The organism is Tardiphaga sp. vice154 (assembly GCF_007018645.1).
Lineage (GTDB): Bacteria > Pseudomonadota > Alphaproteobacteria > Rhizobiales > Xanthobacteraceae > Tardiphaga.
In genome coordinates this window covers 3252368-3278205 of sequence record NZ_CP041399.1, presented here as the reverse complement: position 1 = coordinate 3278205, position 25838 = coordinate 3252368, and the positions used below count along the sequence as shown (strand labels likewise).

The 25838-nt window shown below is 64.5% G+C and carries 24 protein-coding genes; 13 read left to right on the top strand and 11 right to left on the bottom strand.

Features of this window, described 5'->3' with window-relative positions; all coding sequences use genetic code 11:
• Nucleotides 1-146: 146 nt before the first annotated feature.
• Nucleotides 147-3128, bottom strand: a complete 2982-nt coding sequence (gene uvrA, locus FIU28_RS15265; RefSeq protein ID WP_143576211.1) for an excinuclease ABC subunit UvrA — start codon at nt 3126-3128, stop codon at nt 147-149.
• A gap of 240 nt (nt 3129-3368) precedes the next feature.
• A complete protein-coding gene (locus tag FIU28_RS15260; RefSeq protein ID WP_143574085.1) occupies nt 3369-4139 on the bottom strand; it encodes an outer membrane protein in 771 nt (256 codons plus the stop codon).
• Nucleotides 4140-4600: 461 nt separating this feature from the next.
• Between FIU28_RS15260 and FIU28_RS15255 the strand changes: the two genes are divergently transcribed.
• The 3 genes from FIU28_RS15255 to gyrA all read left to right on the top strand — a co-directional run bounded on the left by FIU28_RS15255 (nt 4601) and on the right by gyrA (nt 8730).
• Entirely contained in the window at nt 4601-5125 is a 525-nt protein-coding gene (locus FIU28_RS15255; RefSeq protein WP_143574084.1) for a single-stranded DNA-binding protein, read from the top strand.
• A 228-nt stretch (nt 5126-5353) separates the two neighbouring features.
• The gene (locus FIU28_RS15250) at nt 5354-5758 is read left to right on the top strand and encodes a DUF2306 domain-containing protein (protein WP_143574083.1); all 405 of its coding nucleotides are present in this window, start codon (nt 5354-5356) and stop codon (nt 5756-5758) included.
• A gap of 197 nt (nt 5759-5955) precedes the next feature.
• Entirely contained in the window at nt 5956-8730 is a 2775-nt protein-coding gene (gene gyrA / locus FIU28_RS15245; RefSeq protein ID WP_143574082.1) for a DNA gyrase subunit A, read from the top strand.
• 183 nt (nt 8731-8913) lie between these two features.
• Here gyrA and FIU28_RS15240 read toward each other — a convergent pair whose 3' ends face one another.
• Nucleotides 8914-9171, bottom strand: coding sequence for a hypothetical protein (locus FIU28_RS15240; protein WP_143574081.1), 258 nt, complete (start codon nt 9169-9171; stop codon nt 8914-8916).
• A 318-nt stretch (nt 9172-9489) separates the two neighbouring features.
• On the opposite strand from FIU28_RS15240, the gene coaD reads away from it, so the two are divergent.
• From coaD to tgt, 5 genes are all read left to right on the top strand, one after another.
• Nucleotides 9490-9984, top strand: a complete 495-nt coding sequence (gene coaD / locus FIU28_RS15235; protein WP_143574080.1) for a pantetheine-phosphate adenylyltransferase — start codon at nt 9490-9492, stop codon at nt 9982-9984.
• A 76-nt stretch (nt 9985-10060) separates the two neighbouring features.
• A complete protein-coding gene (locus FIU28_RS15230) occupies nt 10061-10639 on the top strand; it encodes a peptidylprolyl isomerase (protein WP_143574079.1) in 579 nt (192 codons plus the stop codon).
• Nucleotides 10640-10690: 51 nt separating this feature from the next.
• Entirely contained in the window at nt 10691-11158 is a 468-nt protein-coding gene (locus tag FIU28_RS15225) for a peptidylprolyl isomerase (RefSeq protein WP_143574078.1), read from the top strand.
• A gap of 99 nt (nt 11159-11257) precedes the next feature.
• Complete coding sequence (queA, locus tag FIU28_RS15220; RefSeq protein ID WP_143574077.1) at nt 11258-12340, top strand: tRNA preQ1(34) S-adenosylmethionine ribosyltransferase-isomerase QueA; 1083 nt, start codon at nt 11258-11260, stop codon at nt 12338-12340.
• Nucleotides 12337-13470 carry a tRNA guanosine(34) transglycosylase Tgt gene (gene tgt, locus FIU28_RS15215; protein WP_143574076.1) on the top strand — a complete coding sequence of 378 codons (1134 nt, stop codon included), beginning with the start codon at nt 12337-12339 and terminating at the stop codon, nt 13468-13470. Before queA ends, tgt begins: the two co-directional genes overlap by 4 nt.
• 147 nt (nt 13471-13617) lie before the next feature.
• On the opposite strand, the gene FIU28_RS15210 is transcribed toward tgt, so the two are convergent.
• The 5 genes from FIU28_RS15210 to FIU28_RS15190 form a co-directional block, all read right to left on the bottom strand.
• Nucleotides 13618-14595 carry a Bug family tripartite tricarboxylate transporter substrate binding protein gene (locus tag FIU28_RS15210; RefSeq protein ID WP_143574075.1) on the bottom strand — a complete coding sequence of 326 codons (978 nt, stop codon included), beginning with the start codon at nt 14593-14595 and terminating at the stop codon, nt 13618-13620.
• 109 nt (nt 14596-14704) lie between these two features.
• A complete protein-coding gene (locus FIU28_RS15205) occupies nt 14705-15553 on the bottom strand; it encodes a fumarylacetoacetate hydrolase family protein (protein ID WP_143574074.1) in 849 nt (282 codons plus the stop codon).
• A 70-nt stretch (nt 15554-15623) separates the two neighbouring features.
• The gene (gene mhpA / locus FIU28_RS15200) at nt 15624-17195 is read right to left on the bottom strand and encodes a bifunctional 3-(3-hydroxy-phenyl)propionate/3-hydroxycinnamic acid hydroxylase MhpA (RefSeq protein ID WP_143574073.1); all 1572 of its coding nucleotides are present in this window, start codon (nt 17193-17195) and stop codon (nt 15624-15626) included.
• Nucleotides 17196-17234: 39 nt separating this feature from the next.
• The gene (locus tag FIU28_RS15195) at nt 17235-18128 is read right to left on the bottom strand and encodes a VOC family protein (protein WP_143574072.1); all 894 of its coding nucleotides are present in this window, start codon (nt 18126-18128) and stop codon (nt 17235-17237) included.
• Entirely contained in the window at nt 18125-19156 is a 1032-nt protein-coding gene (locus FIU28_RS15190; protein ID WP_143574071.1) for an amidohydrolase family protein, read from the bottom strand. The genes FIU28_RS15195 and FIU28_RS15190 overlap by 4 nt, the downstream gene beginning before the upstream one ends.
• Before the next feature lie 206 nt (nt 19157-19362).
• Here FIU28_RS15190 and FIU28_RS15185 point away from each other — a divergent pair, with 206 nt between their 5' ends.
• Nucleotides 19363-20088 (top strand): GntR family transcriptional regulator, encoded by a 726-nt coding sequence (locus FIU28_RS15185; protein ID WP_246660693.1) that lies wholly within the window; start codon nt 19363-19365, stop codon nt 20086-20088.
• A gap of 85 nt (nt 20089-20173) precedes the next feature.
• On the opposite strand, the gene arsH is transcribed toward FIU28_RS15185, so the two are convergent.
• Both arsH and arsC read right to left on the bottom strand, forming a co-directional pair.
• The gene (arsH, locus tag FIU28_RS15180; RefSeq protein WP_143574069.1) at nt 20174-20890 is read right to left on the bottom strand and encodes an arsenical resistance protein ArsH; all 717 of its coding nucleotides are present in this window, start codon (nt 20888-20890) and stop codon (nt 20174-20176) included.
• The gene (gene arsC, locus FIU28_RS15175) at nt 20880-21284 is read right to left on the bottom strand and encodes an arsenate reductase (glutaredoxin) (RefSeq protein ID WP_143574068.1); all 405 of its coding nucleotides are present in this window, start codon (nt 21282-21284) and stop codon (nt 20880-20882) included. Before arsC ends, arsH begins: the two co-directional genes overlap by 11 nt.
• Before the next feature lie 161 nt (nt 21285-21445).
• Here arsC and FIU28_RS15170 point away from each other — a divergent pair, with 161 nt between their 5' ends.
• From FIU28_RS15170 to FIU28_RS15160, 3 genes are all read left to right on the top strand, one after another.
• A complete protein-coding gene (locus tag FIU28_RS15170) occupies nt 21446-21778 on the top strand; it encodes an ArsR/SmtB family transcription factor (RefSeq protein WP_143574067.1) in 333 nt (110 codons plus the stop codon).
• On the top strand, nt 21778-23064 hold the full coding sequence (locus FIU28_RS15165; RefSeq protein ID WP_441351304.1) for an arsenic transporter: 1287 nt from the start codon (nt 21778-21780) through the stop codon (nt 23062-23064). Before FIU28_RS15170 ends, FIU28_RS15165 begins: the two co-directional genes overlap by 1 nt.
• Nucleotides 23065-23151: 87 nt before the next feature.
• Nucleotides 23152-24219 carry an ArsO family NAD(P)H-dependent flavin-containing monooxygenase gene (locus FIU28_RS15160; RefSeq protein ID WP_143574065.1) on the top strand — a complete coding sequence of 356 codons (1068 nt, stop codon included), beginning with the start codon at nt 23152-23154 and terminating at the stop codon, nt 24217-24219.
• A gap of 213 nt (nt 24220-24432) precedes the next feature.
• Here the strand turns inward: FIU28_RS15160 and FIU28_RS15155 are convergent, their stop codons facing one another.
• The gene (locus tag FIU28_RS15155) at nt 24433-24645 is read right to left on the bottom strand and encodes a hypothetical protein (protein ID WP_143574064.1); all 213 of its coding nucleotides are present in this window, start codon (nt 24643-24645) and stop codon (nt 24433-24435) included.
• A gap of 216 nt (nt 24646-24861) precedes the next feature.
• Between FIU28_RS15155 and cysK the strand changes: the two genes are divergently transcribed.
• The gene (gene cysK / locus FIU28_RS15150) at nt 24862-25836 is read left to right on the top strand and encodes a cysteine synthase A (protein ID WP_143574063.1); all 975 of its coding nucleotides are present in this window, start codon (nt 24862-24864) and stop codon (nt 25834-25836) included.
• Nucleotides 25837-25838: the final 2 nt, after the last annotated feature.

The window sequence follows — 25838 nt, the reverse complement described above, 5'->3', positions numbered from 1 at the left end:
GCTGTAACAATGCGAGTAGCCCGCGTGAGCTTAGCGATATGCGGGGAAGTCCGAGGCCAGAAACTCCCGCATGTCGCTGCGCTCATGCGGGCTACGCTTGCTGCAAATTATAGGCAACCTGTTTCAACGTTGTAAGCATTTCCCCCTCACTCCGCCGCCTCGTCCACCTTCCGCTTCTTCGGCTTGGCCGCCTTGGCCAGCACCGGCTTGAGGTAGGTGCCGGTGTGGCTGCGCGGCGCTTTGACGATGTCTTCGGGCGGGCCCCAGGCGACGATTTCGCCGCCGCCGTCGCCGCCTTCGGGGCCGAGGTCGATCACCCAGTCCGCGGTCTTGATGACTTCGAGATTGTGCTCGATCACCACCACCGTGTTGCCCTGCGAGACCAGCTCGTGCAGCACTTCGAGAAGCTTCGCGACGTCGTGGAAGTGCAGGCCGGTAGTCGGCTCATCCAGGATGTACAGCGTGCGGCCGGTGGCGCGCTTGGATAGTTCCTTGGCCAGCTTGACGCGCTGCGCCTCGCCGCCGGACAAAGTCGTGGCCTGCTGGCCGACGTGGATGTAGTCGAGCCCGACGCGCTGCAATGTTTTAAAAGTTTCGCGGACGCGCGGCACGGCCTTGAAGAAGTCGGCGGCTTCTTCGACGGTCATGTCGAGCACGTCGGCGATCGACTTGTTCTTGAACAGCACTTCGAGGGTTTCGCGGTTGTAGCGCTTGCCCTTGCAGGTGTCGCAGGTGACGTAGACGTCGGGCAGGAAGTGCATCTCGATCTTGATGACGCCGTCGCCCTGGCAGGCCTCGCAGCGGCCGCCCTTGACGTTGAACGAGAAGCGACCGGCCTCGTAGCCGCGCGCCTTGGATTCCGGCAGGCCGGCGAACCATTCGCGGATCGGCGTGAAGGCGCCGGTATAGGTCGCGGGGTTGGAGCGCGGCGTGCGGCCGATCGGCGACTGGTCGATCTCGATGATCTTGTCGATGTGCTCGAGCCCCTCGATGCGGTCGTGCGGGGCGGCGCCCTCGCTGGCATTGTTGAGTTTTCGCGCGATCGCCTTGTAGAGCGTGTCGATCAGCAGCGTCGACTTGCCGCCGCCGGAGACGCCGGTGACGGCGGTGAACAGCCCCAGCGGGATCTCCGCCGAGACGTTCTTCAGATTGTTGCCGCGGGCGTTGATCACCTTGATGGTGCGGCGATGGTTCGGCGGCCGGCGCACCGGCACCGGCACCGACATCTCGCCGGTGAGATATTTTCCGGTCAGCGAATTCGGATTGGCCATCACCTGCTTCGGCGTGCCCTGCGCCACGATATGGCCGCCATGCGTGCCGGCGCCCGGGCCGACGTCGACGACGTAGTCGGCGGCGAGCACGGCGTCCTCGTCATGCTCGACCACGATCACGGTGTTGCCGAGGTCGCGCAGCCGGCGCAGCGTATCGAGCAGCCGCGCATTGTCGCGCTGGTGCAGGCCGATCGAGGGCTCATCCAGCACGTAGAGCACGCCGGTGAGGCCGGAGCCGATCTGCGACGCGAGGCGAATGCGCTGGCTTTCGCCGCCCGACAGCGTGCCGGAGGCGCGCGCCAGTGTCAGATAGTTGAGGCCGACGTCGAGCAGGAAGGAAAGGCGCTCGCGGATCTCCTTCAGGATGCGCAGCGCGATCTCGTTCTGCTGCTTGTTGAGCATGGTGGGTACGGTGGCGAACCATTCGCCGGCCTTGCGCACCGACATTTCCGAGATCTCGCCGACATGCTTGCCGCCGATCTTGACGGAGAGCGCCTCCGGCTTCAGCCGGTAGCCCGAGCAGGCGTCGCACGGCACGTCGGAAAAATACTTGCCGAGCTCTTCGCGCGCCCATTCGCTTTCGGTCTCGCGGAAGCGGCGATCGATATTGGTGACGACGCCCTCGAACGGCTTCTTGGTGTCGTAGGCGCGCACGCCGTCCTCGTAGGAGAACTTGATCTCGTCGTCGCCGGAACCATGCAGGATGGCGTTCTGCGTCTTCTTCGGCAGATCTTTCCACTTGGTGTCGAGCGTGAACTTGTAGAACTTGCCGAGCGCCGTCAGGGTCTGGATGTAATAGGGCGACGATGACTTCGCCCATGGCGCGATCGCGCCCTTGCGTAGCGTCAGGTCCTTGTCGGGGATCACCAGCTCGGCATCGATGGTCTGCTCGACGCCGAGGCCGCCGCATTTCGGGCAGGCGCCGTAGGGGTTGTTGAACGAGAACAGCCGCGGTTCGATCTCGGGGATGGTGAAGCCCGAGACGGGGCAGGCGAATTTCTCCGAAAACAGGATGCGCTCGGCGCCGGTCTTGTCGTGGATCTTGGCGACCTTCTTGTCGGCCTTCTTGTTGTCTTCGACAGGCGCGGACGGCGGCGCGTCGGCATATTCGATCACGGCCAGACCTTCGGCCAGTTTCAGCGCGGTCTCGAAGCTCTCGGCGAGGCGCTGGCCGATATCCGGGCGCACCACGATCCGATCGACGACGACGTCGATGTCGTGCGGAAATTTCTTGTCGAGCACCGGGGCCTCGGCCAGTTCATGAAAGCTGCCGTCGATCTTGATGCGCTGGAATCCCTTCTTGAGGTATTCCGCCATCTCCTTGCGATATTCGCCCTTGCGGCCGCGCACCACCGGCGCCAGCAGATAGAGCCGTGTGCCTTCCGGCAGCGCCAGCACACGGTCGACCATCATCGACACGGTCTGGCTCTCGATCGGCAGGCCGGTGGCCGGCGAGTAGGGCACGCCGACCCGCGCCCAGAGCAGGCGCATATAGTCGTAGATCTCGGTGACGGTGCCGACCGTCGAGCGCGGATTTTTCGAGGTGGTCTTCTGCTCGATGGAAATGGCGGGCGACAGGCCGTCGATCTGGTCGACGTCCGGCTTCTGCATCATTTCCAGGAACTGGCGGGCATAGGCAGACAGCGATTCGACGTAGCGGCGCTGGCCCTCGGCATAGATCGTGTCAAAAGCCAGCGAGGACTTGCCGGAGCCGGACAGGCCGGTGAACACCACCAGCTTGTCGCGCGGGATCTCGAGATCGACGTTCTTCAGATTGTGCTCGCGCGCGCCGCGGATGGTAATGTTGCGCAGCGCCGAGCCGACCGGCTGCCGCTTGGCCTTGATGATCTCGTCCATGACAAATCCCCGGCGCATCAGGCGCGCCGAATCCGGGCTGGTATCGCCGGGCATGCCGGGATCAAACGCCAATTGACTGACTTCGGAACATAGGAAGAACGAGGGGAGATTTCCAGTGCCCGGCGAAAATCATCAACGGATTGTTGGCGATCGGGTTGCAGGGGTGGGCAGGACGACCGCGTCCCCGCAAACAGAAAGGCCGGCTCGAGAGCCGGCCTTCGTATCGAAACTGCGGTTGGCTCAGTAGCGGCCGACGGCGGGGCCGCCCCAGCGGTAGTTGATGCGGGCGGTGACAAGATCGACATCGCCGCTGATCCGGTCGTTGGCGTAGAAGACGCCAGCCGGGGTGGTGAAGCGGGCATCGCGGCCATCGAGGAAGATGTGGTCATAGGCCACCGCGAACGACCAGTTCGGGGTGAAGCCATATTCCAGCCCGACGCCGATCACGCCGCCCCAGCGGGTGTTGCTGCTGGCCGTCGCCAACAGCAATCCCGTTGCGGCGTTGACCGAGGAGTACTCCTCATTGACCACGGCGGCGCCGCCCTTCACGTACAGCAGCGTGTTGTTCCAGGCATAGCCGATCTGACCGGTGAACAGCCCGAAGGCATCGATCTTGGAGCGGTTCGCGATCAGCGGGAACGGGGTGCTGACATTTCTGCCCTTGAAGTCAGCCCAGTTGCCCTGGGCTTCCAGGCCGTAGACCCAGGAAGCGTTCTGCCAACGGTAGCCGATCTGGCCGCCCGCGGTGCCGCCGTCGGCGTCGTGACAGCCTTCGCCGACGTTAGCCGCGCCGGTCGGAACGCCCGCAACGGTCGACGGGATGAAATCCCAGCACTTGCTGGCCGAGCCGTAGCCGCCGTTACCGCCGATGTAGAAACCCGACCAGTCATAGACCGCGGCGATCATCGGCGGCGCTTTGGTATAGGTCCGCCGGGCGAGGTCGGCGGCGGAAGCAGAAGTCGCTGTGCCCAAGGCAGCCAGTGCGACGGTGGCGAGGAAAAGTTTTTTCATTTCAAATTCTCCTGTTCATGTCGCTTCGTTCCCCCGAAGCGATCCCCAAGGCGCGAGCGCCGTATTCGACTCCATCGCGAACTTTGTACCTTAGAGTTGCAGCGCTGTCCGTCACCGCAAAGCCACAGTCGCCGCGGAAATGGCGCGGCTTCTAAGTTAATGAACTATTTCGCATTTTTCTTCGCACTGCAGTGAGGTGTTACGTCAATACTGCTGTCCGAAATGTCAGAAGTCGCTGCGGTGCGCGAATATCCATAAGTCAAGCCGGGCGTTTTGATAGTACGGCCTTGGCTTAAGAACAAAAATAGAACATAGTGGCGCCGATCGCCGGGGATAAGTCGGGGATCGGCGACCTGTCGGGATGCCGGACCGTATAGGATGATGCCGCAGCGGTTGCGGACCGGCCTTGTGGCTGGCGCGATAGCGCAACAGCAATTTCAGTGTGAGTTCAGGAGAGCGGTATGGCGGGCAGCGTAAACAAGGTGATTCTGGTCGGTAATCTGGGCAAGGACCCGGAAGTGCGCCGGATGCAGAACGGCAACCCGGTCGTCAATCTCACCATCGCTACGTCCGACACCTGGCGCGACAAGGCGAGCGGCGAACGCAAGGAAAAGACCGAGTGGCACCGCGTGGTGATCTTCAGCGAGGGTCTCGCCAAGGTCGCCGAGCAGTATCTCAAGAAGGGCGCCAAGGTGTATATCGAAGGCGCGCTGCAGACCCGGAAGTGGACCGATCCGCAGGGCGTCGAGAAGTACTCGACCGAGATCGTGCTGCAGGGCTTCAACTCGACGCTGACGATGCTGGACGGCCGCGCCGGCGGCGGGGCAGGCGCGGGCGGCGGCGGTGACAGCTATGGCGGCGACGACGGCGGCAGCTTCGGCGCCAGCAGCCCGTCGCAGCCGCGCCGCGTCGCGGCGAGCTCGCCGGCCGGCGGTGGCGGCGGCGGTGGTCGCGGCAGCGACATGGACGACGATATCCCGTTCTGATCGCGATTATCAGTTCAGCATTCGAGACACCGGCGCTGCGAGGCGCCGGTGTTTTTCGTAGCCCGGATGACAATCCGGGGCCGGCCCATCCATCCGGTTGAATATCGAGCAGTCCGTTGGTGGGCCCCGGATTGTGATCCGGGCTACACATCAGGCGGAACGCCGGGCTTGACGATGGAACCATCGATGTAAATAGTATTTACATCGATTTCGTTTTCCGGAGTTCCCATGTCGATCGATCCGCTGCTCGATGCCGTCCGCCCGGTCCCGCTGCACGCCTTGGCGGCTTTGGCGGCCTTCGTGCTTGGCGTGGTGCTGCTGGCAGCCCCGAAGGGCAGGCTGCCGCATCGCACGCTGGGCTGGATCTGGGTCGCGCTGATGCTGACCGTGGCGATCAGCGCGCTGTGGATCCAGGGCCATAGCTTCCGGCTCTGGCGCAGCTTCGGGCCGATCCATTTATTGTCGATCGTGGTGCTGGTGACGGCCCCGCTCGGTGTCTGGTACGCGCGCCGGCACAAGGTCGACGCGCATCGCTGGACGATGATTTCGATTTTCACCGGCGCGCTGGTGATCGCCGGCGCGTTCACGCTGGTGCCGGGGCGGATCATGCATGCGGTGGTGTTCGGGCCATAGCCAAGGCGAAGCCCGGCCGCGGGCCGATTCGCGGGTCCCGCGATGGCCGATCGGCAGGTCCGCGGCAAGCCGCGATATCCGGCTCTAAGTGGTTGGAAAAGCGAGGCTAAAATCCAGCTGCGGGGAGCGCACGGGGGTGGCTTGCCGGGCGTTGATGCGCTATATGATTCCCAGCAGAATCTCACCGGAAATCATCCTTGGCCGACACAGACGACAAGAAACCCGGGGAGCCGCCGGCGCCCTCGGATATCCGTCCCGTTTCCATTCTCGACGAGATGAAACGCTCGTATCTCGATTACGCGATGAGCGTGATCGTGGCGCGCGCGTTGCCCGATGCGCGCGACGGCCTCAAGCCCGTGCATCGCCGCATCCTGTACGCGATGTACGAGAACGGCTTCGAATGGAACAAGCCGTACCGCAAGTCGGCGCGTACCGTCGGCGACGTCATCGGTAAGTATCATCCGCATGGCGACCAGTCGGTCTATGACGCGATGGTCCGCATGGCGCAGACCTTCTCGATGCGGGTGCCGTTGATCGACGGCCAGGGCAATTTCGGTTCGGTCGACGGCGATGCCGCCGCCGCGATGCGATACACGGAATCGCGCCTGACCAAGATCGCGCAGTCGCTGCTCGACGATCTCGACAAGGACACGGTCGACTACCAGGACAACTACGACGGCTCGTTTCGCGAACCGCGCGTGCTGCCCGCCAAGTTTCCCAACCTGCTGGTGAATGGCGGCGGCGGTATCGCCGTCGGCATGGCCACCAACATCCCGCCGCACAATCTCGGCGAAGTCATCGACGCCTGCATCGCGCTGATCGACGACCCCTCGCTGACCATCGACGACCTCAACAAGATCATTCCCGGCCCGGACTTCCCGACCGGCGGCATCATCCTCGGCCGCTCCGGCATCCGCCAAGCTTACCTCACCGGCCGCGGCTCCGTCGTGATGCGCGGCAAGGTTTCGATCGAGCCCGCGCGAAAAGACCGCGAAGCGATCATCATCTCGGAAATCCCCTACCAGGTGAACAAGGCCACCATGGTCGAGCGTATCGCCGAACTGGTGCGCGACAAGAAGATCGAGGGCATCTCCGACCTGCGCGACGAATCCGACCGTGATGGTTTCCGCGTGGTGATCGAGCTGAAGCGCGACGTCGTCGCCGACGTGGTGCTGAACCAGCTCTACAAGTTCACCCCGTTGCAGACCAATTTCGGCTGCAACATGGTGGCGCTCGACAATGGTCGCCCGCTGCTGATGAACCTGCAGGATCTCTTGCGGATATTCGTCGCGTTCCGCGAGACCGTGGTCACCCGGCGCACCAAATTCCTGCTCAACAAGGCGCGCGACCGCGCCCATATCCTTGTCGGCCTCGCCATCGCGGTGGCGAATATCGACGAAGTCATTCGTGTGATTCGTACCTCGCCGGATCCGGCGACCGCGCGCGACATCCTGATGGAGCGGCACTGGCCGGCGCAGGACGTGGCCACGATGATCACTTTGATTGACGATCCGCGCCATCGCCTCGCCGAAGACGGCACCGCGCGATTGTCGTTCGAGCAGGCGAAGGCCATTCTCGACCTGCGTCTGGCCCGCCTGACGGCGTTGGGCCGCGAGGAAATTTCCGAAGAGCTCGACAAGCTCGCGGTCGAGATCGCCGACTATCTCGAAATCCTGCGCTCGCGCGCCCGCGTCCAGACCATCATCAAGGACGAACTCACCGCGGTTAAGTCGGAATTCGCGACGCCGCGCAAGACCGTGATCATCGAGCAGGAAGGCGAGGTCGAGGACGAGGATTTGATCCAGCGCGAGGACATGGTGGTGACGGTGTCGCACCATGGCTACGTCAAGCGCGTGCCGCTCTCGACCTACCGCGCGCAGCGCCGCGGCGGCAAGGGACGTTCCGGCATGGCGACGCGGGACGAGGATTTTGTCGCGCGGCTGTTCGTCGCCTCGACGCATACGCCAGTGTTGTTCTTCACGTCGCGCGGCCAAGTCTATAAGGAGAAGGTCTGGCGGCTGCCGATAGCGCCGCCGAACGGCCGCGGCAAGGCGCTGATCAACATCCTGCCGCTGGAGCAGGGCGAGCGCATCACCACCATCATGCCGCTGCCCGAGGACGAGGCGACCTGGGAAACGCTCGACGTGATGTTCGCCACCACCGGCGGCAATGTGCGGCGCAACAAGCTGTCGGACTTCGTCGATGTCCGTCGCTCCGGCATCATCGCGATGAAGCTGGACGAGGGCGAGGAGATCGTCGACGTGCAGATCGCCACCGAGCACGACGACGTGCTGCTGACCGCCGCGGGCGGCCAGTGCATCCGCTTCCCGGTTACCGACGTGCGCGTATTCCAGGGCCGCTCGTCGATGGGCGTGCGAGGCATCTCGCTGCCGGCCAACGACAAGCTCATCTCGCTCACCATCCTGCGGCATCTCGATGCCAATTCAGAGGAACGCGCCGCCTATCTGCGCCGCGCCAATGCGGTGCGCCGCGGCGGCAATGACGAACGCGGCGTGGTCGAGGAAGAGGCTGCCGCCACGGCGGCCGAGTCGGAGGAGGCGACGGCGGCGATCGAGCTCGGCGAGCAGCGTTATGTCGAGATGTCGGCGTCGGAGCAATTCGTGCTGACGATCACCGAAAACGGCTACGGCAAGCGCTCGTCGTCGTTCGAGTACCGGACCACGGGGCGCGGCGGCAAGGGCATCGTCGCCATGGCGGTAAACGGCCGCAACGGCAAGCTGGTGGCCTCGTTCCCGGTCGAGGACGACGACCAGATCATGCTGGTGACCAACAAGGGCCAGTTGATCCGCTGCCCGGTTGGCGGCATCCGCATCGTCGGCCGCTCCACCCAAGGCGTCACGGTGTTCAACACCGCGGACGACGAGCTGGTGGTGTCGGTCGAGCACATCGGCGAGGCCGCCGAGGTGGAAGATCCGGAAGCCGGCAACGGCGCCCCGGTGGCCGAGGGCTGAGGCCTCTCCCCGTCATTGCGAGGAGCCCTTGCGACGAAGCAATCCAGTCTTTGCTTGCCGCCTTCTGGATTGCCGCGTCGCTTCGCTCCTCGCAATGACGGGGAGGGGGCAGTGACCTACCCAGGAATCAAAAAGCCCCCGGCGAAACCGGGGGCTTTTTGATGGGATGTTGCGGTGCGAAGGTTACTTGCGCTCGGCGGTGACGAGGCGGGCTTCGCGGATCTTGGCGGTCCGGGTTTCGGCGCGGCGCAGGCAGGAGGCCTCGAAGTTCGGCCAGGCTTGCTCGGAGCAGCTGCGGCCAACCGGCTTGATGTCGAGGCGGTCGCCCTTCGCCAGGGCCACCGGCACGGACGCCTCGACCTTCGGGGCGAAACCCGGGAGAACGGTGAGAGCGGCGGCGATGAAAGCTGCAACGGCAATGGCGGAAATAGCTTTGATCATGACGGTCCCCTGTCGGATGGGCCCTGAGGCCCGGTGTTTTTTCCCTGTCCTGCCTGAATAATCAGGGCCGGTTTCAGGAAGTTGTCGTCGCCACACAATCGGGTTTCATCCCATCCCCCTGTGTGTCGTTCATTTCTCGGCGACGACACATGGGCTCGGAAAGTCCAGTGTTTTCAGCGTCGTCGCGATCTCCCGGAATAGACGCGGTGACCCCCGCTCCGGTTCGATTCAGTGCTGAAAATAAACACCGGGGTGATGGACGATTTCGCGGGAACCAACCCGGCTTGCGGCTTTAAGCCAGGCGCGGTAGACGAAGCCATGCCCCGTATCGCGCTCTATCCCGGCTCCTTCGACCCCGTCACCAACGGCCATCTCGACGTGGTCCGCCATGCCGTCGGCCTGTGCGATCGCCTGATCGTCGCGATTGGCGTGCACCCCGGCAAGAAGCCGTTGTTCACCACGGAAGAGCGGCTGGCGATGGTCGAGAACGTGTTCGCGCCGATCGCCTCCGCTAGCGGTTGCGCGTTCGATTGCACCACTTACGACAACCTCACCATCACCGCGGCCGAGCGGGCAGGCGCCACCATCCTGATCCGCGGCCTGCGCGACGGCACCGACCTCGATTACGAGATGCAGATTGCCGGCATGAACGAGACGATGATGCCGTCGGTGCAGACGGTATTTCTTCCGGCGTCCGTCGGTGTCCGCCCGATCACCGCCACACTGGTGCGGCAAATCGCAGCGATGGGCGGCGACGTCTCGGCCTTCGTGCCGCCGGCGGTTGCCAAGAGCTTGAAATCAAAGTTCGCTTGATTTCAAGTTCGCTGAAAAACCAAGTTTGCCTGAAGTCCACTGCCGGTTGACCGGCTTTCTCTGATCCGGAGTTCCCATGATCCGCATTCTCGCATTTGCTGCGGCGCTGCTTGTCGCCGCGCCCGCTCTGGCCCAGGCGCCCGCCGCGACCGCGCCGCTGCCCGCCGGCCTCGACAAGGCCAATGCCATCGTCATCGATACCACCAAGGGCCGTATCGTGTTCAAGCTGCGTGCCGATCTGGCGCCGAAGCATGCCGAGCGCATGAAACAGCTCGCCCGCGAAGGCTACTACAACAACGTGCCGTTCCATCGCGTGATGGACGGCTTCATGGCGCAGACCGGCGACGGCCAGAATTTCAACGGCACCGGCGGCTCGAAATATCCGAACCTGAAGGCCGAGTTCTCGCCGACCCCCTACAAGCGCGGCATCGTCGGCATGGCCCGCAGCGCCTCGGAAGATTCGGCGAATTCGCAGTTCTTCATCATGCTCGGCGAGAACCCCGGCCTGAACGGCAAATACACCGTGGTCGGCGAAGTCGTGTCCGGCATGGACGTCGTCGACAAGATCAAGAAGGCCCCGGCCGGCTCGCAGAGCGGCGCCGTCACCGATCCCGACAAGATGATCAAGGTCCAGGTCGCCTCCGACATCAAGTAACCGGCGATGCTTCGCCGCCTCCAACCTTCCGTCTAACGAAAGAGATTCACCATGGCTGCTACCGAAAACACGCTGATCCTCGAAACCACCCAGGGCAATGTTACCATCGAGATGCGCCCCGACCTGGCACCCGGCCATGTCGCCCGAATCAAGGAGCTGGTGCGCGAAGGCTTCTATGACGGCATCGTGTTCCACCGCGTCATCGAAGGCTTCATGGCGCAGACCGGCTGCCCGCAGGGCACCGGCACCGGCGGCTCCGGCCAGAAGCTGAAGGCCGAATTCAACAATGAGCCGCACGTCCGCGGCACGCTGTCGATGGCTCGCGCCGCGAGCCCGGATTCCGGCGACAGCCAGTTCTTCATCTGCTTCGACGACGCCTCGTTCCTCAACAAGCAGTACACGGTGTGGGGCAAGGTCACCGAGGGCATGGAGAATGTCGATAAGATCAAGCGCGGCGAGCCGGTGCAGAATCCCGACAAGATCATCAAGGCCCACATGGCCGCGGACGCCGCGGCGTAACCCTCGCAACCATCAGACGACGTCATGCCCGGCCATCGCGCGAAGCGCTGCTTCGCTAGATGTGCCGGGCATCCACGTTTTAGGAACCGCGACAGCGCCATGCGCACCGACCTTTTCGATTTCCATCTGCCGCCCGAAAACATCGCGCTGCGCCCCGCCAGCCCGCGCGATTCAGCGCGGCTGCTGGTGGTGCAGCCGGGCGCTGAATTGCACGACCACACCGTCGCCGACCTGCCGGACTGGCTGCGGCCCGGCGACCAGCTCGTGGTCAATGATACCAAGGTGATTTCCGCCCAGCTCGCCGGCCGCCGCATCGGCCGCGAGCCGGAGACGAAGATCGACGCCACGCTGATCAAGCGGCTCGACGGCGCGCGCTGGCAGGCGCTGGTGAAGCCCGCCAAGCGGCTCGTGCCCGGTGACACCATCCGCTTCGGCAGCGAGGGTCGCGTCTGCCTGCTCGGCCATCTCGATGCCGTGGTCGAGGCCAAGGGCGACGCCGGCGAGGTCACGCTGGCCTTCGTGTTCCACGGCCCGGCGCTCGATCAGGCGATCGCCGAACTGGGCGCGCCGCCGCTGCCGCCCTATATCGCCGCCCGCCGCACGCCGGACGCGCGCGATACCGAAGATTACCAAACCATGTTCGCGACGAAGGACGGCGCGGTGGCGGCGCCGACCGCCGGCTTGCATTTCACCCCGGCGCTGGAGGCGGCCCTCAAGGCACGCGGCGTCGGGCTGCACCGGGTGACACTGCATGTCGGTGCCGGCACCTTCCTGCCGGTCAAGGTCGACGACACCGCCGAACACAAGATGCATTCGGAGTGGGGCACGATCTCGCGCGAGACCGCGGATGCGCTGAACGCCGCGCGCGCGGCCGGCGGCCGTGTCGTCGCGGTCGGCACCACCTCGCTACGGCTGCTGGAGAGTGCGGCGACCGAGGACAACGTGATCCATCCGTTTGCCGACGACACCGCGATCTTCATCACGCCGGGCTACCGGTTTCGCGCCGTGGACCTGCTGCTGACCAATTTTCATCTGCCGAAATCGACGCTGTTCATGCTGGTCTCGGCCTTCGCCGGCTTCGAAACCATGACGAAGGCCTATGCACACGCCATCGCGTCGGGCTATCGGTTCTATTCCTATGGCGACGCCAGCCTGCTGTTTCCGGATAAACGCTCCTCATGACCGTTGCCAATCATTTCGAACTGTTAGGTACCGATGGCCCCGCACGCCTCGGCAAACTGACCACGCCGCATGGCGAGGTTCGCACGCCGGCCTTCATGCCGGTCGGCACGCTCGGCGCCATGAAGGGACTGCACTGGCGCGAAGTGCGCGACGCCGGCGCCGACATCGTGCTGGGGAATACCTATCATTTGATGCTGCGGCCTGGTGCGGAGCGGATCGCGGCGCTTGGCGGCCTGCAAAAGTTCACCACCTGGAACGGACCGATGCTGACCGATTCCGGCGGCTTCCAGGTGATGTCGCTGGCGCAATTGCGAAAAGTCACGGAGCAGGGCGTCACCTTCCGCTCGCATATCGACGGCGCCAAGTTTGAGCTCACGCCGGAGCGCGCCATAGAGATCCAGCGGCTGCTGAATTCCGACATCGCGATGCAGCTCGACGAATGCGTGCGGCTGCCGGCCGAGCACGCCGACATCGACCGCGCCATGCAGCTGTCGTTGCGCTGGGCCGAGCGTTGCAAGCGCGCCTTCGAGAGTGCGCCCGATGGCTACATGCTGTTCGGCATCGGCCAGGGCGGCGACGTGCCGGCGCTGCGCCGCTCAAGCGCGCAGGGTCTGGTCGACATCGGCTTCCACGGTTACGCGATCGGCGGCCTTGCGGTTGGCGAGCCGCAGGACGTCATGCTGGCGATGATCGAGGAGGTGGTGCCGATCCTGCCAAGCGACCGCCCGCGCTATCTGATGGGCGTCGGCACGCCGGACGACATGCTGGAGGCGGTGGCGCGCGGCGTCGACATGTTCGACTGCGTGATGCCGACCCGCAACGGCCGCCACGGCATGGCCTTCACCCGCCACGGCCAGCTCAACATGCGCAACGCCCGGCACATCGACGATCCCCGTCCGCTCGACGAGGAAAGCCCGTGGCCGGCGACGCGGGATTATTCGCGCGCCTACATCCACCATCTGGTGCGCTCCGGCGAAACGCTAGGCGCGATGCTGCTGTCGGAAATCAACATCGCCTACTATCAAAGCCTGATGCAGGGCATCCGCGCGGCGATCGCGGAAGGCACTTTCGCCGAATTTCGCGAACGCACCCGTGCCGGCTGGGCGCAGGGCGACATCGCGCCGCGCTGATCGGGCTCAGCCGCGCGACGCCGCTTCCCTGGAAAGCCGATCCGCCTCACGCTGCGCCATGTCTGCCCGCAAGCGAGGTACGCCCCAATCGCTGGAGCGGGATCGGCTGCACCGCGTGCTGGCACATCCGATCCCGCCAAGTGCGGCTTACTCCGGCTGGATGCCGAGACTCTGGATGGCCTTGCCGGTACTGGCCAGCTCGGCGTCCAGGAATTTTTTGGCCCCGCCGGGCGTCACCGCATCGCCGACGCGGAGGTCGAAGCCGAGGGTGGGCGCGCGCTCCTGAACTTCCGGTGAGTTGATGGCGCGTGCGACTTCGGCACTGAGTTTCTGGACGATCTCCGGCGGTGTGCCGGCCGGCGCCATGAACATGAACCAGCCCTGCAGGTCGACGCTCTGCAAGGTTTCTGCAATGGCCGGCACGTCCGGCAGCGAGGCGATCCGCGCGCTGCCGGCGACGGCCAGCGGGCGCAGCGATTTGGATGCGATGAAAGGCTCGGCCACCGAGGCGGACTGGATCGTGACCTGAATGCGCCCGGTGACGATGTCCTGCACGGCATTGGTGTTGGTGTTGTAGGGCACCAGCACGAAACCGGTTCCGGCCTGCTTGTTGATGGATTGTGCGATCAGGCCGGAGATGTTGCGCGTGCCGTCGATCGCCATGGTCAGCGAGCCCGGGGTGGCTTTCTCCAGCGCGATCAGCTCCGCCAGGGTGTTGGCCTTGACGTCGGGATTGACCAGCAGCACATGGTTGCTGCGCGCCACCATCGCCACCGGCACGAAATCCTTGATCGGATCGTAAGGCAGCTTCTTGAAGGTGTAGGGATTGGTCACCAGCGCGGCCGAAGTGGCGAACAGGAATGTGTAGCCATCCGGCGCGGCGCGCGCGACGGTCTGGGTGCCGACCAGATTGGCGGCGCCGGTGCGGTTTTCGACGACGAATTGCTGCCCGAGCGCCCGGCCGATTTTGTCGACGATGATGCGGCACAGCACGTCCGGGCTGTTGCCGGCGGCCTGCGATACCACGACGGTGATGGGCCGCGTCGGCCATGATTGCGCATGCGCCGGTGGAGCTAGTCCGAGCACGGCGCCGGTCAGCAGTGCAAGGTAAGTCGGCTTGAGCATGGTATCCTCCTGGATGGTATGGCCTGCGATTTGGTATCGCTTGAGGCATTTTCGATCGGGATAGTCGAGCGCTGCTGCGACGGCCTGCGTGCAGGCCGTCGCTAACGCATCAGATTTCGTCGGCGACGCCGTTGCGCAGCACGCCGAGTCTGTCGATCTCGACTTCGACGATATCGCCGGGCTTCAGCCACAGCGGCGGGGTGCGCTTGGCGCCAACGCCGCCCGGCGTGCCGGTGACGATCACGTCGCCGGGCTCCAGCCGCGTGAACGACGAGCAATATTCGATCTGGCGCGGAATATCGAAGATCATCTGATCGATGGTTGCGTCCTGCACGATCTGGCCATTGATGCGGGTCTGCAGCCGCAACGGCTTGACGTCGCCGAGTTCGTCCGGCGTCATCATCCACGGCCCGAACGCGCCGGTCTCCGGAAAATTCTTGCCGGGCGTGAACTGATGCGTGTGACGCTGGAAGTCGCGCACGCTGCCTTCATTGTAGCAGGCGTAGCCGGCGATATGGCTCCACGCGTCTGCCCGGGTGATGTGGCGGCCGGGTTTGCCGATGATGATCGCGAGCTCGCCCTCATAGTCGAGATGGGTCGACAGCTTCGGCCGGATGATGTCGGCGAGATGTCCAGTCTGGCTGTTGGCGAAGCGGCCGAACACGGTGGGGTTCTCGACTTCGGAGCGGCCGGTCTCCTTGCGGTGCGTCTCGTAGTTGAGGCCGATGCAAAGGATCTTGTCGGGGTTTGGGATCACCGGCAGCCAATGGATGGCGGCCGTCGGGTAACGCTTGGCGTCGCGCGCGGCGTCGGCCACGGCCGCCAGCGCATCGGCCGCGATGGCGGATTTCAGATCGGGATAGCGGTCCTTCACGACCGAGCCAATGTCGAGCGCGTCGTCACCCTCGATCAAACCCCAGGTGCTGTTGCTGCCGATCTTGAAGCTTGCCAATCTCATGGTTTCGTCCTCGTTGGAGAAATCGCGTGGCGGCGATGGATGTGTGAAACGTCACAGCTTCGTTGGCGGGTCATTGCAAAGCGATCGCCAACTGGCCGAGCTGGTCGTCAAGCATTGCCAGATCGCTGACGACGCCGAAGACGTAATGATCGGGGCGCACCAGTGCCGCGACGCAGCCGTGGCGTTCGAACCAGCCGGCAACGACGTCGTCTTTTTCGACCAGCGCAGTGTTGTCGCTGTCCGGGCCGATCCGGATCGGGCGCACGCCCAGTCGCGCAAGTTCTGCCTGCTGCGCCGGAAAAAGCTCCGGGCCGCTTCGCGCGTCCAGTACCAATCGCCATCCGGTGCCCGCGACGACATCGAGCAACTGCACACCCGTTGCCGCGCGGATCCAGGGCTGCGGAAACAACGTGCCGTGCGCCGGATGAAGCGGATGCGCCAGCAGGCCGGCCTGCCGCGGTGGCACGATTTCCTGGCGGGTCACGGTGCGTGGCTGACCGCCGCCCTCCGCGAGGATGCGAGCGTCGCGCGCATCGGCCGCGACCGGATCGCGCTCGCAGATCACATGGCCGATCGCCTTGATCCGCGACGTCAGCTCGCGAACATGCGTGCTGCGTTCCTCGCCGTAACTGTCGAGCACTACGTCGCCGGAGCGGCCCGTGAGAACACGGTCGAGCTTCCATGCCAGATTGACGACGTCGCGAATGCCCTGGCACATGCCCTGGCCGATGAAGGGCGGCTGCTGGTGCGCTGCATCGCCGGCGAGGAAGATGCGGCCCTGTCGCCATTGCGCGGCGACCAGCGCATGAAAGCGGTAGCTCGCCGCGCGCCATAGCGTGGCATCGTCGGGCGTGATCCATCGCGCCAGCAGCCGCCACACCTCGACAGCGGTTTCCATCGTCGACGGATCTTCGCCGGGCAACAACATGATCTCGAAGCGCCGGTGGTTGCCGGGGCAGATGATGAACGACGTCGGCCGCGACGGCTCGCAAAACTGCGCGGAGGTGTCGGGCAGCTTGCCGAGCGCACCATCATTGACCTGCAGGTCAATCACCAGCCAAGGCTCGTCGAATACCAGATCCTCGAATCCGATGCCGAGCTGCCGCCGCACCGGGCTCGAGGCGCCGTCGCAGGCGATGACATAGTCCGCGGTAACCGTCCGCGTCGCGCCGCTGTCGTCGCGCAGCTGCAGCGTGACCTGATGCTCCGACTGCTCGAAGCCGACCAGTTCCGTGCCCAGTTCGGCCGTCACGCTGTCATAGGCCGCGGCGTGGTCGCGCAAGGCCGCCTCGACCGGCGGTTGCGTGAACACCATGCTCGGCGTGTAGCCGAGCGGGTAGGGCTCGGCGACCATGTCGATGCGACGGATCAACTGGCCCCTCGCGCCAAAATGCTGCGAGGCCGAGAACGGCGCGATGAACGGCATCACCGCGGGGGCGGCGCCGAGATTGTCGATCACGCGCAGGATCTCATGATCGATCGCGATCGCCCGCGGCAGGTCATAGACGTCGCGCTGGCGGTCGATCGCCAGCGTGCGGATGCCGCGGTCGCCGAGCAGGCTGGCCGCAATGGCGCCGGACGGGCCATGGCCGATGATGGCGACCTGAAAGTCGCTGCGGGCTGGTGGCGATGAAAGCGTCACTCATAACTCCTGGTACATCTGGCGCTGCGGCGCTCGCGTTTATTGTGCGGCGAACGGCACGGCGAGCTGCGCCGCCTTGACGTAATCGGCCTTGGGCGAGGCAATGCCCCAATGATCGGTACGTCCGGGCGGCCAGCGCCACTCGGACGGGCCACGCACCACATAGTCGTCGTCGACCTGCAGCACCTCGGCGGTGTATTCGATGACGACGCCGAGGGGATCGATGAAATAGGCAAACACGTTGTCGCCCGGCCCGTGGCGGCCGACGCCCCAGGCGATCGGATGTCCATGGTCGATCATGCGGCCGGAGCCGCGCATGACGCTCTCGAGGTCCGGCATCAGGAAGGCGACGTGATTGAGACCGTTTACAGGTGCTTCGGCGATGACGATCGCGTGGTGATCGGCGTTGCAGCGCACGAAGGCCATCGCCTTTGATCGGTCGGTCAGCCGAAATCCGAGCGCGCGCTGGTAGAAACCCGCCAGGCTATCGAGGTCGGTGCTGTTGATGTTGACATGGGCAAGCCGCACCGGCCGCGTGCCGTCCGGCTGCGCGACATGTTGCGCGTCACCGTGCACGAAGCGAAGCGCACCACCGTCCGGCAAGCGAATGGTCATGACCGTACCGCCGTCGGGGCCCGGATTGGCTGACGGGCCGGACAGCAGCGTCGCGCCATGCTCGCGGCAGGCGGCGGCGATAGTTTCAAACTGCGCGTCGGACTCAAGTCGGAAGGTGACTGCACGCAGCGCGGGGCCGTCGCCTGCGCGCAAGGCGACGACATGATGATCGGTGCCGCTGGCGCGCAGATAGCTGACACCGTCCTGGCGCGTGACGAGGTCGAGGCCCCACACCGAGGTGTAGAAGGCTTCGGACCGCGCCAGGTCCGGCGTATCGAGATCGACGCTGCGAAGGGCGGTGACGGGAAAATGGGTCATGGCGAAACCTGTTCTCCGAGGCCGAGGAATCGGCGCGCGTTGTCGCGCACGACCAGTCGGCGGGTCGCCTCGTCGGCAATGGCGGAGGCGGCCCGGGCCACCGGGGTGCGGTCATGGAAGGCGAAGGGATAGTCGGTGCCGAGCATGATCTGCGTATCGCCGAACTTCGCGATCAGATGCAGCAGCGTCGGATCGTCATAGACCAGCGCGTCGTAATACAGCCGGCGCGCCTGTGCGACGGGCGCCTCCTGAACGCTCTCCTGCAGCACGGGAAACACCTGCCAGCCTTCCTGCAGCCGCGGCAGCAGCGACGCCAGCGTACCGCCGCCATGGCTGAAGGCGATGCGCAGGCCAGGCCTTCGCAGCAACAGATTGGAGGTGATGACCGAGGCGGCGGCGAGGCCAATGTCGGTGGGGTAGGCCAGCACCTGCTGCAATTGCGCAGGTCCGACCAGTCGGTCCATGCCGGCGGGACGCAGCGCATGCACGAACACCGCCATGTCGAGCTTCTCGACTTCGGCGAAGAAGCCGTCGAACTCCGGCGCGCCTACCGGCTTGCCATTGATGTTGCTGCCGATCTCGATGCCGGCGAAGCCGAGACCGTGCTTCAGCCGGTGCAGTTCGGCGATTGCGAGATCGATGTCCTGTAGCGGGACGGCGCCGAGGCCGGTCAGCCGGCCGCCGGAATGCGACACCATCTCGGCGATCTGGTCGTTGATGTAGCGCAGCAGATCATTCGCCGCGGCCGGCTCCATCCAGTACGACAACAGCTCCGGCATGGGCGAAATCGCCTGCCGACCCAGTCCCATCTCCGCCATGTCGGCGACACGCTTGCCGACATCCCAGCAGCGGTCCGATACCGTGCGGTAGATGCGCCCGGCCATCATGACATGCTTGTGGCACGGCTTCGCCTCGGCCATCGACGGCCAACCGGCGGGCACTGCCGCGCCCATGTAGGAGGGGAACGACGCCGGGACGACATGCGCGTGAACGTCGATCCCGCAAGTGCAGGGGGACAGGATGCTCATGACGAACGACGCCGGCCGCGGGTAGCGGCGGTTCCTTCGCTGGCTTGCACCTCACCCGGCATTGTCATCCCCAACGTAGTCTTTGATGTTGCCGACCAGTAACCTATAGAAATACGCCAACGCAACCATAATTTATAAATTTTAGGTTGGCTTCGGTATGTGTATAGAAATAACGGCGGATGGGGCTGATATCGAGGAAAATTGGCGTGGAGAAGGTTTCAGCATTGCGCCTGGTGTCGGGGGCACCATCCACCCAAGCGAGCACGGTCTACGACCGCCTGCGCGAAGACCTGCTGTCGGGCCGGCTCGAACCCGGCCGTAAACTGCAGATGCGTTTCCTGACCGACCTCTATCAGACCGGGCAGACCCCGCTGCGCGAGGCGCTCAACCGGCTGACGGCTGATGGCCTGGTCGAGGGGCGCGAGCAGCGTGGCTTTTATGTCGCCGCGATCAGCCGCAGCGAATTGGCGGAGCTGACCAAGACGCGGTGCTGGGTCGAAAGCCTGGCGTTACGGGAATCCATGGCGGCATCGACGCCGCAATGGGAGGAGCAGCTGCTTCTGGCGCAGCATCGCCTCAGCCGGTCGCCGCGTTCGCTCAACGCCGAGCAGTTCGAAGACAATCCGGAATGGGAGCGCCTGCACCGCGCCTATCACAAGGCGCTGATCGGCAATTGCGGTTCGCAGTCCCTGATCGCGTTCTGCGGCCAGCTTGCCGACCAGCTCTATCGCTATCGGCGGCTGTCGATCCGCAAGGTGTTTTCGTCGCGACAAGTGGCCGACGAACACCAGGCGATCATGGATGCCGTGTTGAGCAAGGATGCAGACGCCGCGGTGGCGATGCTCACGGCGCATTATAGTCGGACGGCGGAAGTCCTGCTGCAGGACCGGCAGATATTTCCCGAACTAAGGGATGGCGCGGACCGCGGCTGATGCGGAGCGCCGTCGCGGCAAAGCCGGAAACCTTTCAAGCCGGCCTGTCGCTCTGTGTTCATGTCAGGTCCCGGGCCTGCTATCCTCACAGCGCCTCGTTCAGCCGCAGCCTGTCGGCCAGTTTATCGGCGGTCTCCTTGCGTTCGCTGTAGCGGTCCGTCAGATGCGCCGAGGCTCCGCGCGTCAGCAAGGTGAATTTCACCAGCTCCTCGGCGACGTCGACGATGCGGTCATAATAGGGCGACGGTTTCATTCGCCCGGCGTCGTCGAACTGCTCATAGGCCTTGGCCACCGACGACTGGTTCGGGATCGTGATCATCCGCATCCAGCGTCCCAAAACGCGAAGCTGGTTCACGGCGTTGAAGGATTGCGATCCGCCGCTGACCTGCATCACCGCCAGCGTCTTGCCCTGGGTCGGCCGGACCGCGCCGATCGAGAGCGGAATCCAGTCGATCTGGGTTTTCATGATGCCGGTCATGGCGCCGTGGCGTTCGGGGCTGCACCAGACGTGCCCCTCCGACCACGCCGACAGCTCACGCAGTTGCTCCACTTTCGGATGCGTCGCCGGCGCGTCGTCGGCAAGAGGCAGACCGGACGGATCGAAGATCCGGGTCTCGGCGCCGAAGGCTTGCAGCAGGCGGGCGGTTTCCTCGACGGCGAAACGGCTGAACGACCGCGCGCGCAGCGACCCGTATAGCAGCAGGATCCGCGGTCGGTGGCCAACGACAGGCGCCTGCTGCAACAGGCTGGAATCGGCCGGTTGGAAGGCGGCGGGATCGATGTTCGGCAGGTCACGCAGCATCGACGATCTCACCGTCTTCTTTCGTGAACCGCCCGATATGCGGGTTCGGCAGGATGGCTAGCACCTGTTCGGACGGCCGGCACAGCCGGACGCCGAGCGGCGTGACGACGATCGGCCGGTTGATCAGAATCGGATGGGCAAGCATGGCATCGATCAGTTGATCGTCGCTGCGTTGCGGGTCATCCAGTCCCAGCTCTGCATAGGGCGTTCCCTTTTCGCGCAGAAGGCTGCGAACCGAGATGCCCATCGCGGCGATGAGGTCGTGAAGCTTTTCCCGGGATGGCGGGGTCTTGAGATATTCGATCACCTCGGGCTCGATGCCGCTCTGCCGGATCATCGCCAGCGTGTTGCGGGAGGTTTCGCAGGCGGGGTTATGATAGATCGTAACGGTCATCGATGAACCTCCGGATGGTGGCAAGATGTCAGCTCGAATAGGTGATCAGCAGTAAAGGTTTCAAGGCTTCCGCGTCGCGCCCGCGGCGATGGCGTCAAGGCGGTTGCATCGTTCCGAGAAGCTATATATCGTTTATCGACGATTAACGATAGGGGCTTTGCATGATGATCGCCGCGCGTGTCCGGAGCGAGCCGGCCCTCGATGAAAACGCAGCGCTTGCGGCGGTGGCGAAAGCGCTTTCGCACCCGGCGCGCATCGCCATCCTGCAACTGCTCGCCCGACGCGATACCTGTGTCGGCTGCGATATCGTCGAAGAGATCGGGCTGGCGCAGTCCACCACGTCGGAACATCTGCGGATACTCAAGGCCGCCGGCATCATCGTCGGCGAGATCGAACGGCCCCGGGTGTGCTATTCGCTCAACGTCGAAGCGCTTCAGCCGTTGCGGCAGTTCCTCGGCCTGTTGCGGGTGCCCGGCGGCGCGGCTGCCCGATGATTGCGGCTCTCGTCATCTTCCTTGCAACCATCGGTCTGGTGATCTGGCAGCCCAGAGGATTGGGTATCGGCTGGAGCGCGGCGGCGGGTGCGGCGATCGCCTTGCTGACCGGCGTCGTGTCGCTGGGCGATATTCCCGTCGTCTGGCACATCGTCTGGAACGCGACCGCGACCTTCGTCGCGATCATCATCATCAGCCTGCTGCTGGACGAGGCCGGGTTCTTCGAATGGGCCGCCCTGCATGTCGCGCGGTGGGGCGGCGGCCGCGGCCGCAAGCTGTTCGTGCTGTTCGTGCTGCTGGGGGCCGCCGTGTCGGCGCTGTTCGCCAATGACGGCGCGGCCCTGATCCTGACCCCGATCGTGATCGCGATGCTGCTGGCGCTCGGCTATAGCGACAGGTCCACGCTGGCTTTCGTGATGGCCGCGGGCTTCATCGCCGATACCGCCAGCCTTCCGTTAGTGGTTTCCAATCTGGTCAACATCGTCTCGGCCGACTTCTTCAAGATCGGATTCGGTCGCTACGCCGCCGTGATGGTGCCGGTGGACATCGCGTCGATCGCCGCCACGCTGGCAGTGCTGCTGTTGTTCTTCCGGCGCGACATTCCTGCCAGCTATGATGTGGCGCAGCTTCGCATCCCGGCGGACGCCGTCCGTGACCGGGCCACGTTCCGGGCCGGCTGGGTCGTGCTCGGTCTTCTGCTGCTCGGCTTCTTCGGACTGGAGCCGATCGGCGTGCCCGTCAGCGTGGTGGCGACGAGTGGCGCCGTGCTGCTTCTGGTGATCGCCGCCCGTGGCCACGTCATCAGCACGAAGAAGGTGCTGCGCGATGCACCGTGGCAGGTCGTGATCTTTTCTCTCGGCATGTATCTCGTCGTCTACGGGCTTCGCAATGCCGGGTTGACGGCCTATCTCGCCGGCGTGCTGGACCGGTTTGCGGAAGGCGGCGTCTGGGGTGCCGCATTCGGTACCGGCATTCTCACCGCCTTGCTGTCCTCGGTCATGAACAACATGCCGACCGTGCTGGTGGGCGCGCTATCGATCGACGCCTCGAAGGCGACGGGACTGGTGAAGGAGGCGATGATCTATGCCAACGTCATCGGCAGCGACCTCGGGCCCAAGATCACGCCGATCGGGTCGCTGGCCACGCTGCTATGGCTTCACGTTCTGGCGAAGAAGGGTGTCAAGATCGGATGGGGATACTACTTCAAGGTCGGAGTAGTGCTGACGCTTCCCGTTCTGCTGGTGACGCTCGCGGCGTTGGCGATCAGGCTGACCGTAGCGCCGTAACGCGCGCGCGGCGCAAGGTGAACAAATGGCGGGACTCGTTACGTCAGGCGCTCACTCCAGCAACGGCCATTCCCTTGGTAGACATCAATGACACAGCACCAGAGCCGGCAACGCGACGTCCTGATTATCGGCGGCGGGCAGGCGGGCCTGGCGGTGGGATACTTCCTGAGGCGCAGCGGATTGTCATTTTCCATCCTCGATGGTGAAGACGGCCCCGGTGGCGCGTGGACCCATGCATGGTCTTCGCTGACGCTGTTTTCGCCCGCGCAGTGGAGTTCGCTACCCGGCTGGCCGATGCCGGCAGGCGATCACGTCTATCCCCAACGTGAAGAAGTGGTTGCCTATCTCTCGCAATATGAAGAGCGCTACCAATTGCCGGTCGAACGCCCGGTCCAGGTGACGGCCGTGCATTCGACGCCGGATCATTTGAGCGTGGAAACCGACCGCGGCGAATGGACCGCGCGCGCCGTCGTGAGCGCGACCGGAACGTGGCGGGCACCGTTCATCCCGGACTATCCCAATCAGGCGCTGTTCGGGGGAACGCAGCTCCATTCCGCTGACTACAAGGATCCGCAGAACTTTGCGGGTCAACGCGTGTTGATCGTGGGCGGCGGCAACAGCGGCGCTCAGATCCTCGCCGAAGTGTCAAAGGTGGCCAAGGCGATTTGGGTGACGCTGCGCGAGCCGACGTTTCTTGCGGACGACGTGGACGGCCGGGTTCTGTTCGCGCGGGCGACCGCCAAATGGGAGGCCTTGCAGGGCGGTGGAGCGGCGGCGCCGGTCGGCGGCCTCGGCGACGTCGTCATGATCCCGGCGGTGAAGGAGGCGAGGGCGAGAGGGATCCTCACCTCGGTGAGACCGTTCGTCCGCTTCACCGCGTCGGGGGTGGTCTGGGAAGACGGCACGGAAAGCCATGTCGATGCGGTGATCTGGTGCACGGGCTTTGCGCCCGCGCTCGAACATTTGCGGCCTCTGAATATCGTCGGAAGCGATGGCAGGGTTGTTGTCGCAGCTACGCGGTCGGTGGCCGAACCGCGGCTGTGGCTGGTCGGCTATGGCGACTGGACCGGCTTCGCCTCGGCGACGCTGATCGGGGTCACTCGAAGTGCGCGCGAGACGGCGCGCGAAATCGAGGTTGAACTCGGTTCGCAGTAACCAGCCGACATTCGCTGCCCGTTGAAGCTTAGTCCGAATGGCGACACGACCGGCCTTCGGTTTGACAGGGAGTACCGATCGTCAGGGCAACCGAACAAAGGGGGGCGTTTCGCAAGGGCTTATGACGCAAACGACCGTGTGCCCCGGAAGGCCGCTTGCCGGACGTCATCATCGATCGCCGGGCGGCGATCACCTGACGATGTGATCTTCAGATTAGTTGCAGACGATCTTCTTTACCGCGTGCTTGGTCACGAACCCGTAGCCGCAGGTATCGCAGGTCCAGAGGTAGCTCACCACATCGTCGGTCACGAAGGCGGAGGCTTCGGCGGCGATCATGGTATCGGCACAGACCGTGCAGGTCGGCAACTCGCTGCCGCGCGGGAAGGGATGAGACGGCTTGGTCGAACGGGCAGCAAGTGCTGGCATCGTGACCTCCTCGGCGTTGACTTCATCATCTATCATTAGCGAGTTTAAGCTGATTTGTTTGACCTTGTCGCAACACAAATGCGTTGGTTTTACGATTTTTGATTTCGATCATGTTTTGCGATGCAGCGAAGTGCTTGGTATGGCGGCTTTGCTCGACGCATCACGGTTAGTTCATCCTCGCCGTCGCAGCGCACAAACCCGCTCAGGAGACTCATCATGGATACATCTGCAGAGACAACCGGCCATCGTCCCGGTCGCGGCCGTGTGTTCGGCAGCGTCATGGAAGCGTTCGGCGATACCCCGATCGTGCGGCTGGTGCGGCTGCCGCAGCAGCACGGCGTGGACGCGACGATCCTGGCCAAGCTGGAATATTTCAATCCTGCAGCCTCCGTGAAGGACCGTATCGGCGCCGCGATGATCGTCGCCATGGAAAAGGCCGGAATCATCAATGCGGCCACCGTGCTGATCGAGCCGACCTCGGGCAATACCGGTATCGGTCTGGCCTATGTCGCGGCATCGCGCGGCTACCAGTTGAAGCTGGTGATGCCGGATTCGATGTCGGTCGAGCGCCGCAAGATGCTGGCCTATCTCGGCGCCGAGCTGGTGCTGACGCCGGCCGCCGAGGGCATGAAGGGCGCGATCGCCAAGGCCGAGGAACTGCTCCGCACCATCCCGAATTCGGCGATGCCGCAGCAATTCAAGAATCTCGCCAATCCCGAGGTGCATCGCCGCACCACCGCCGAGGAGATCTGGAACGATACCGGTGGCGATCTCGATTTCGTCGTGGCCGGCGTCGGTACCGGCGGCACCATCACCGGGATCGGCCAGGTGCTGAAGCCGCGCAAACCGACGCTGAAGATGGTGGCGGTGGAGCCGGAGGAGAGCCCGGTGCTGTCCGGCGGGACGCATTCGCCGCACAAGATCCAGGGCATCGGCGCCGGCTTCGTGCCCGACATCCTCGACCGGTCGGTGATCGACGAGATCGTCAAGATCAACAGCGCCACCGCGCTGGAGACGGCGCGGGCGCTGGCGCGGCAGGAAGGCATTCCGGGCGGCATCTCGTCAGGCGCGGCGATTGCGGCGGCGTTGCAGATCGGCAAGCGGCCGGAGAACGCCGGCAAGGTCATCCTGGCGATTGTGTCGTCTTTCGCCGAGCGCTATCTCTCGACGGTATTGTTCGAAGGAATCTGATC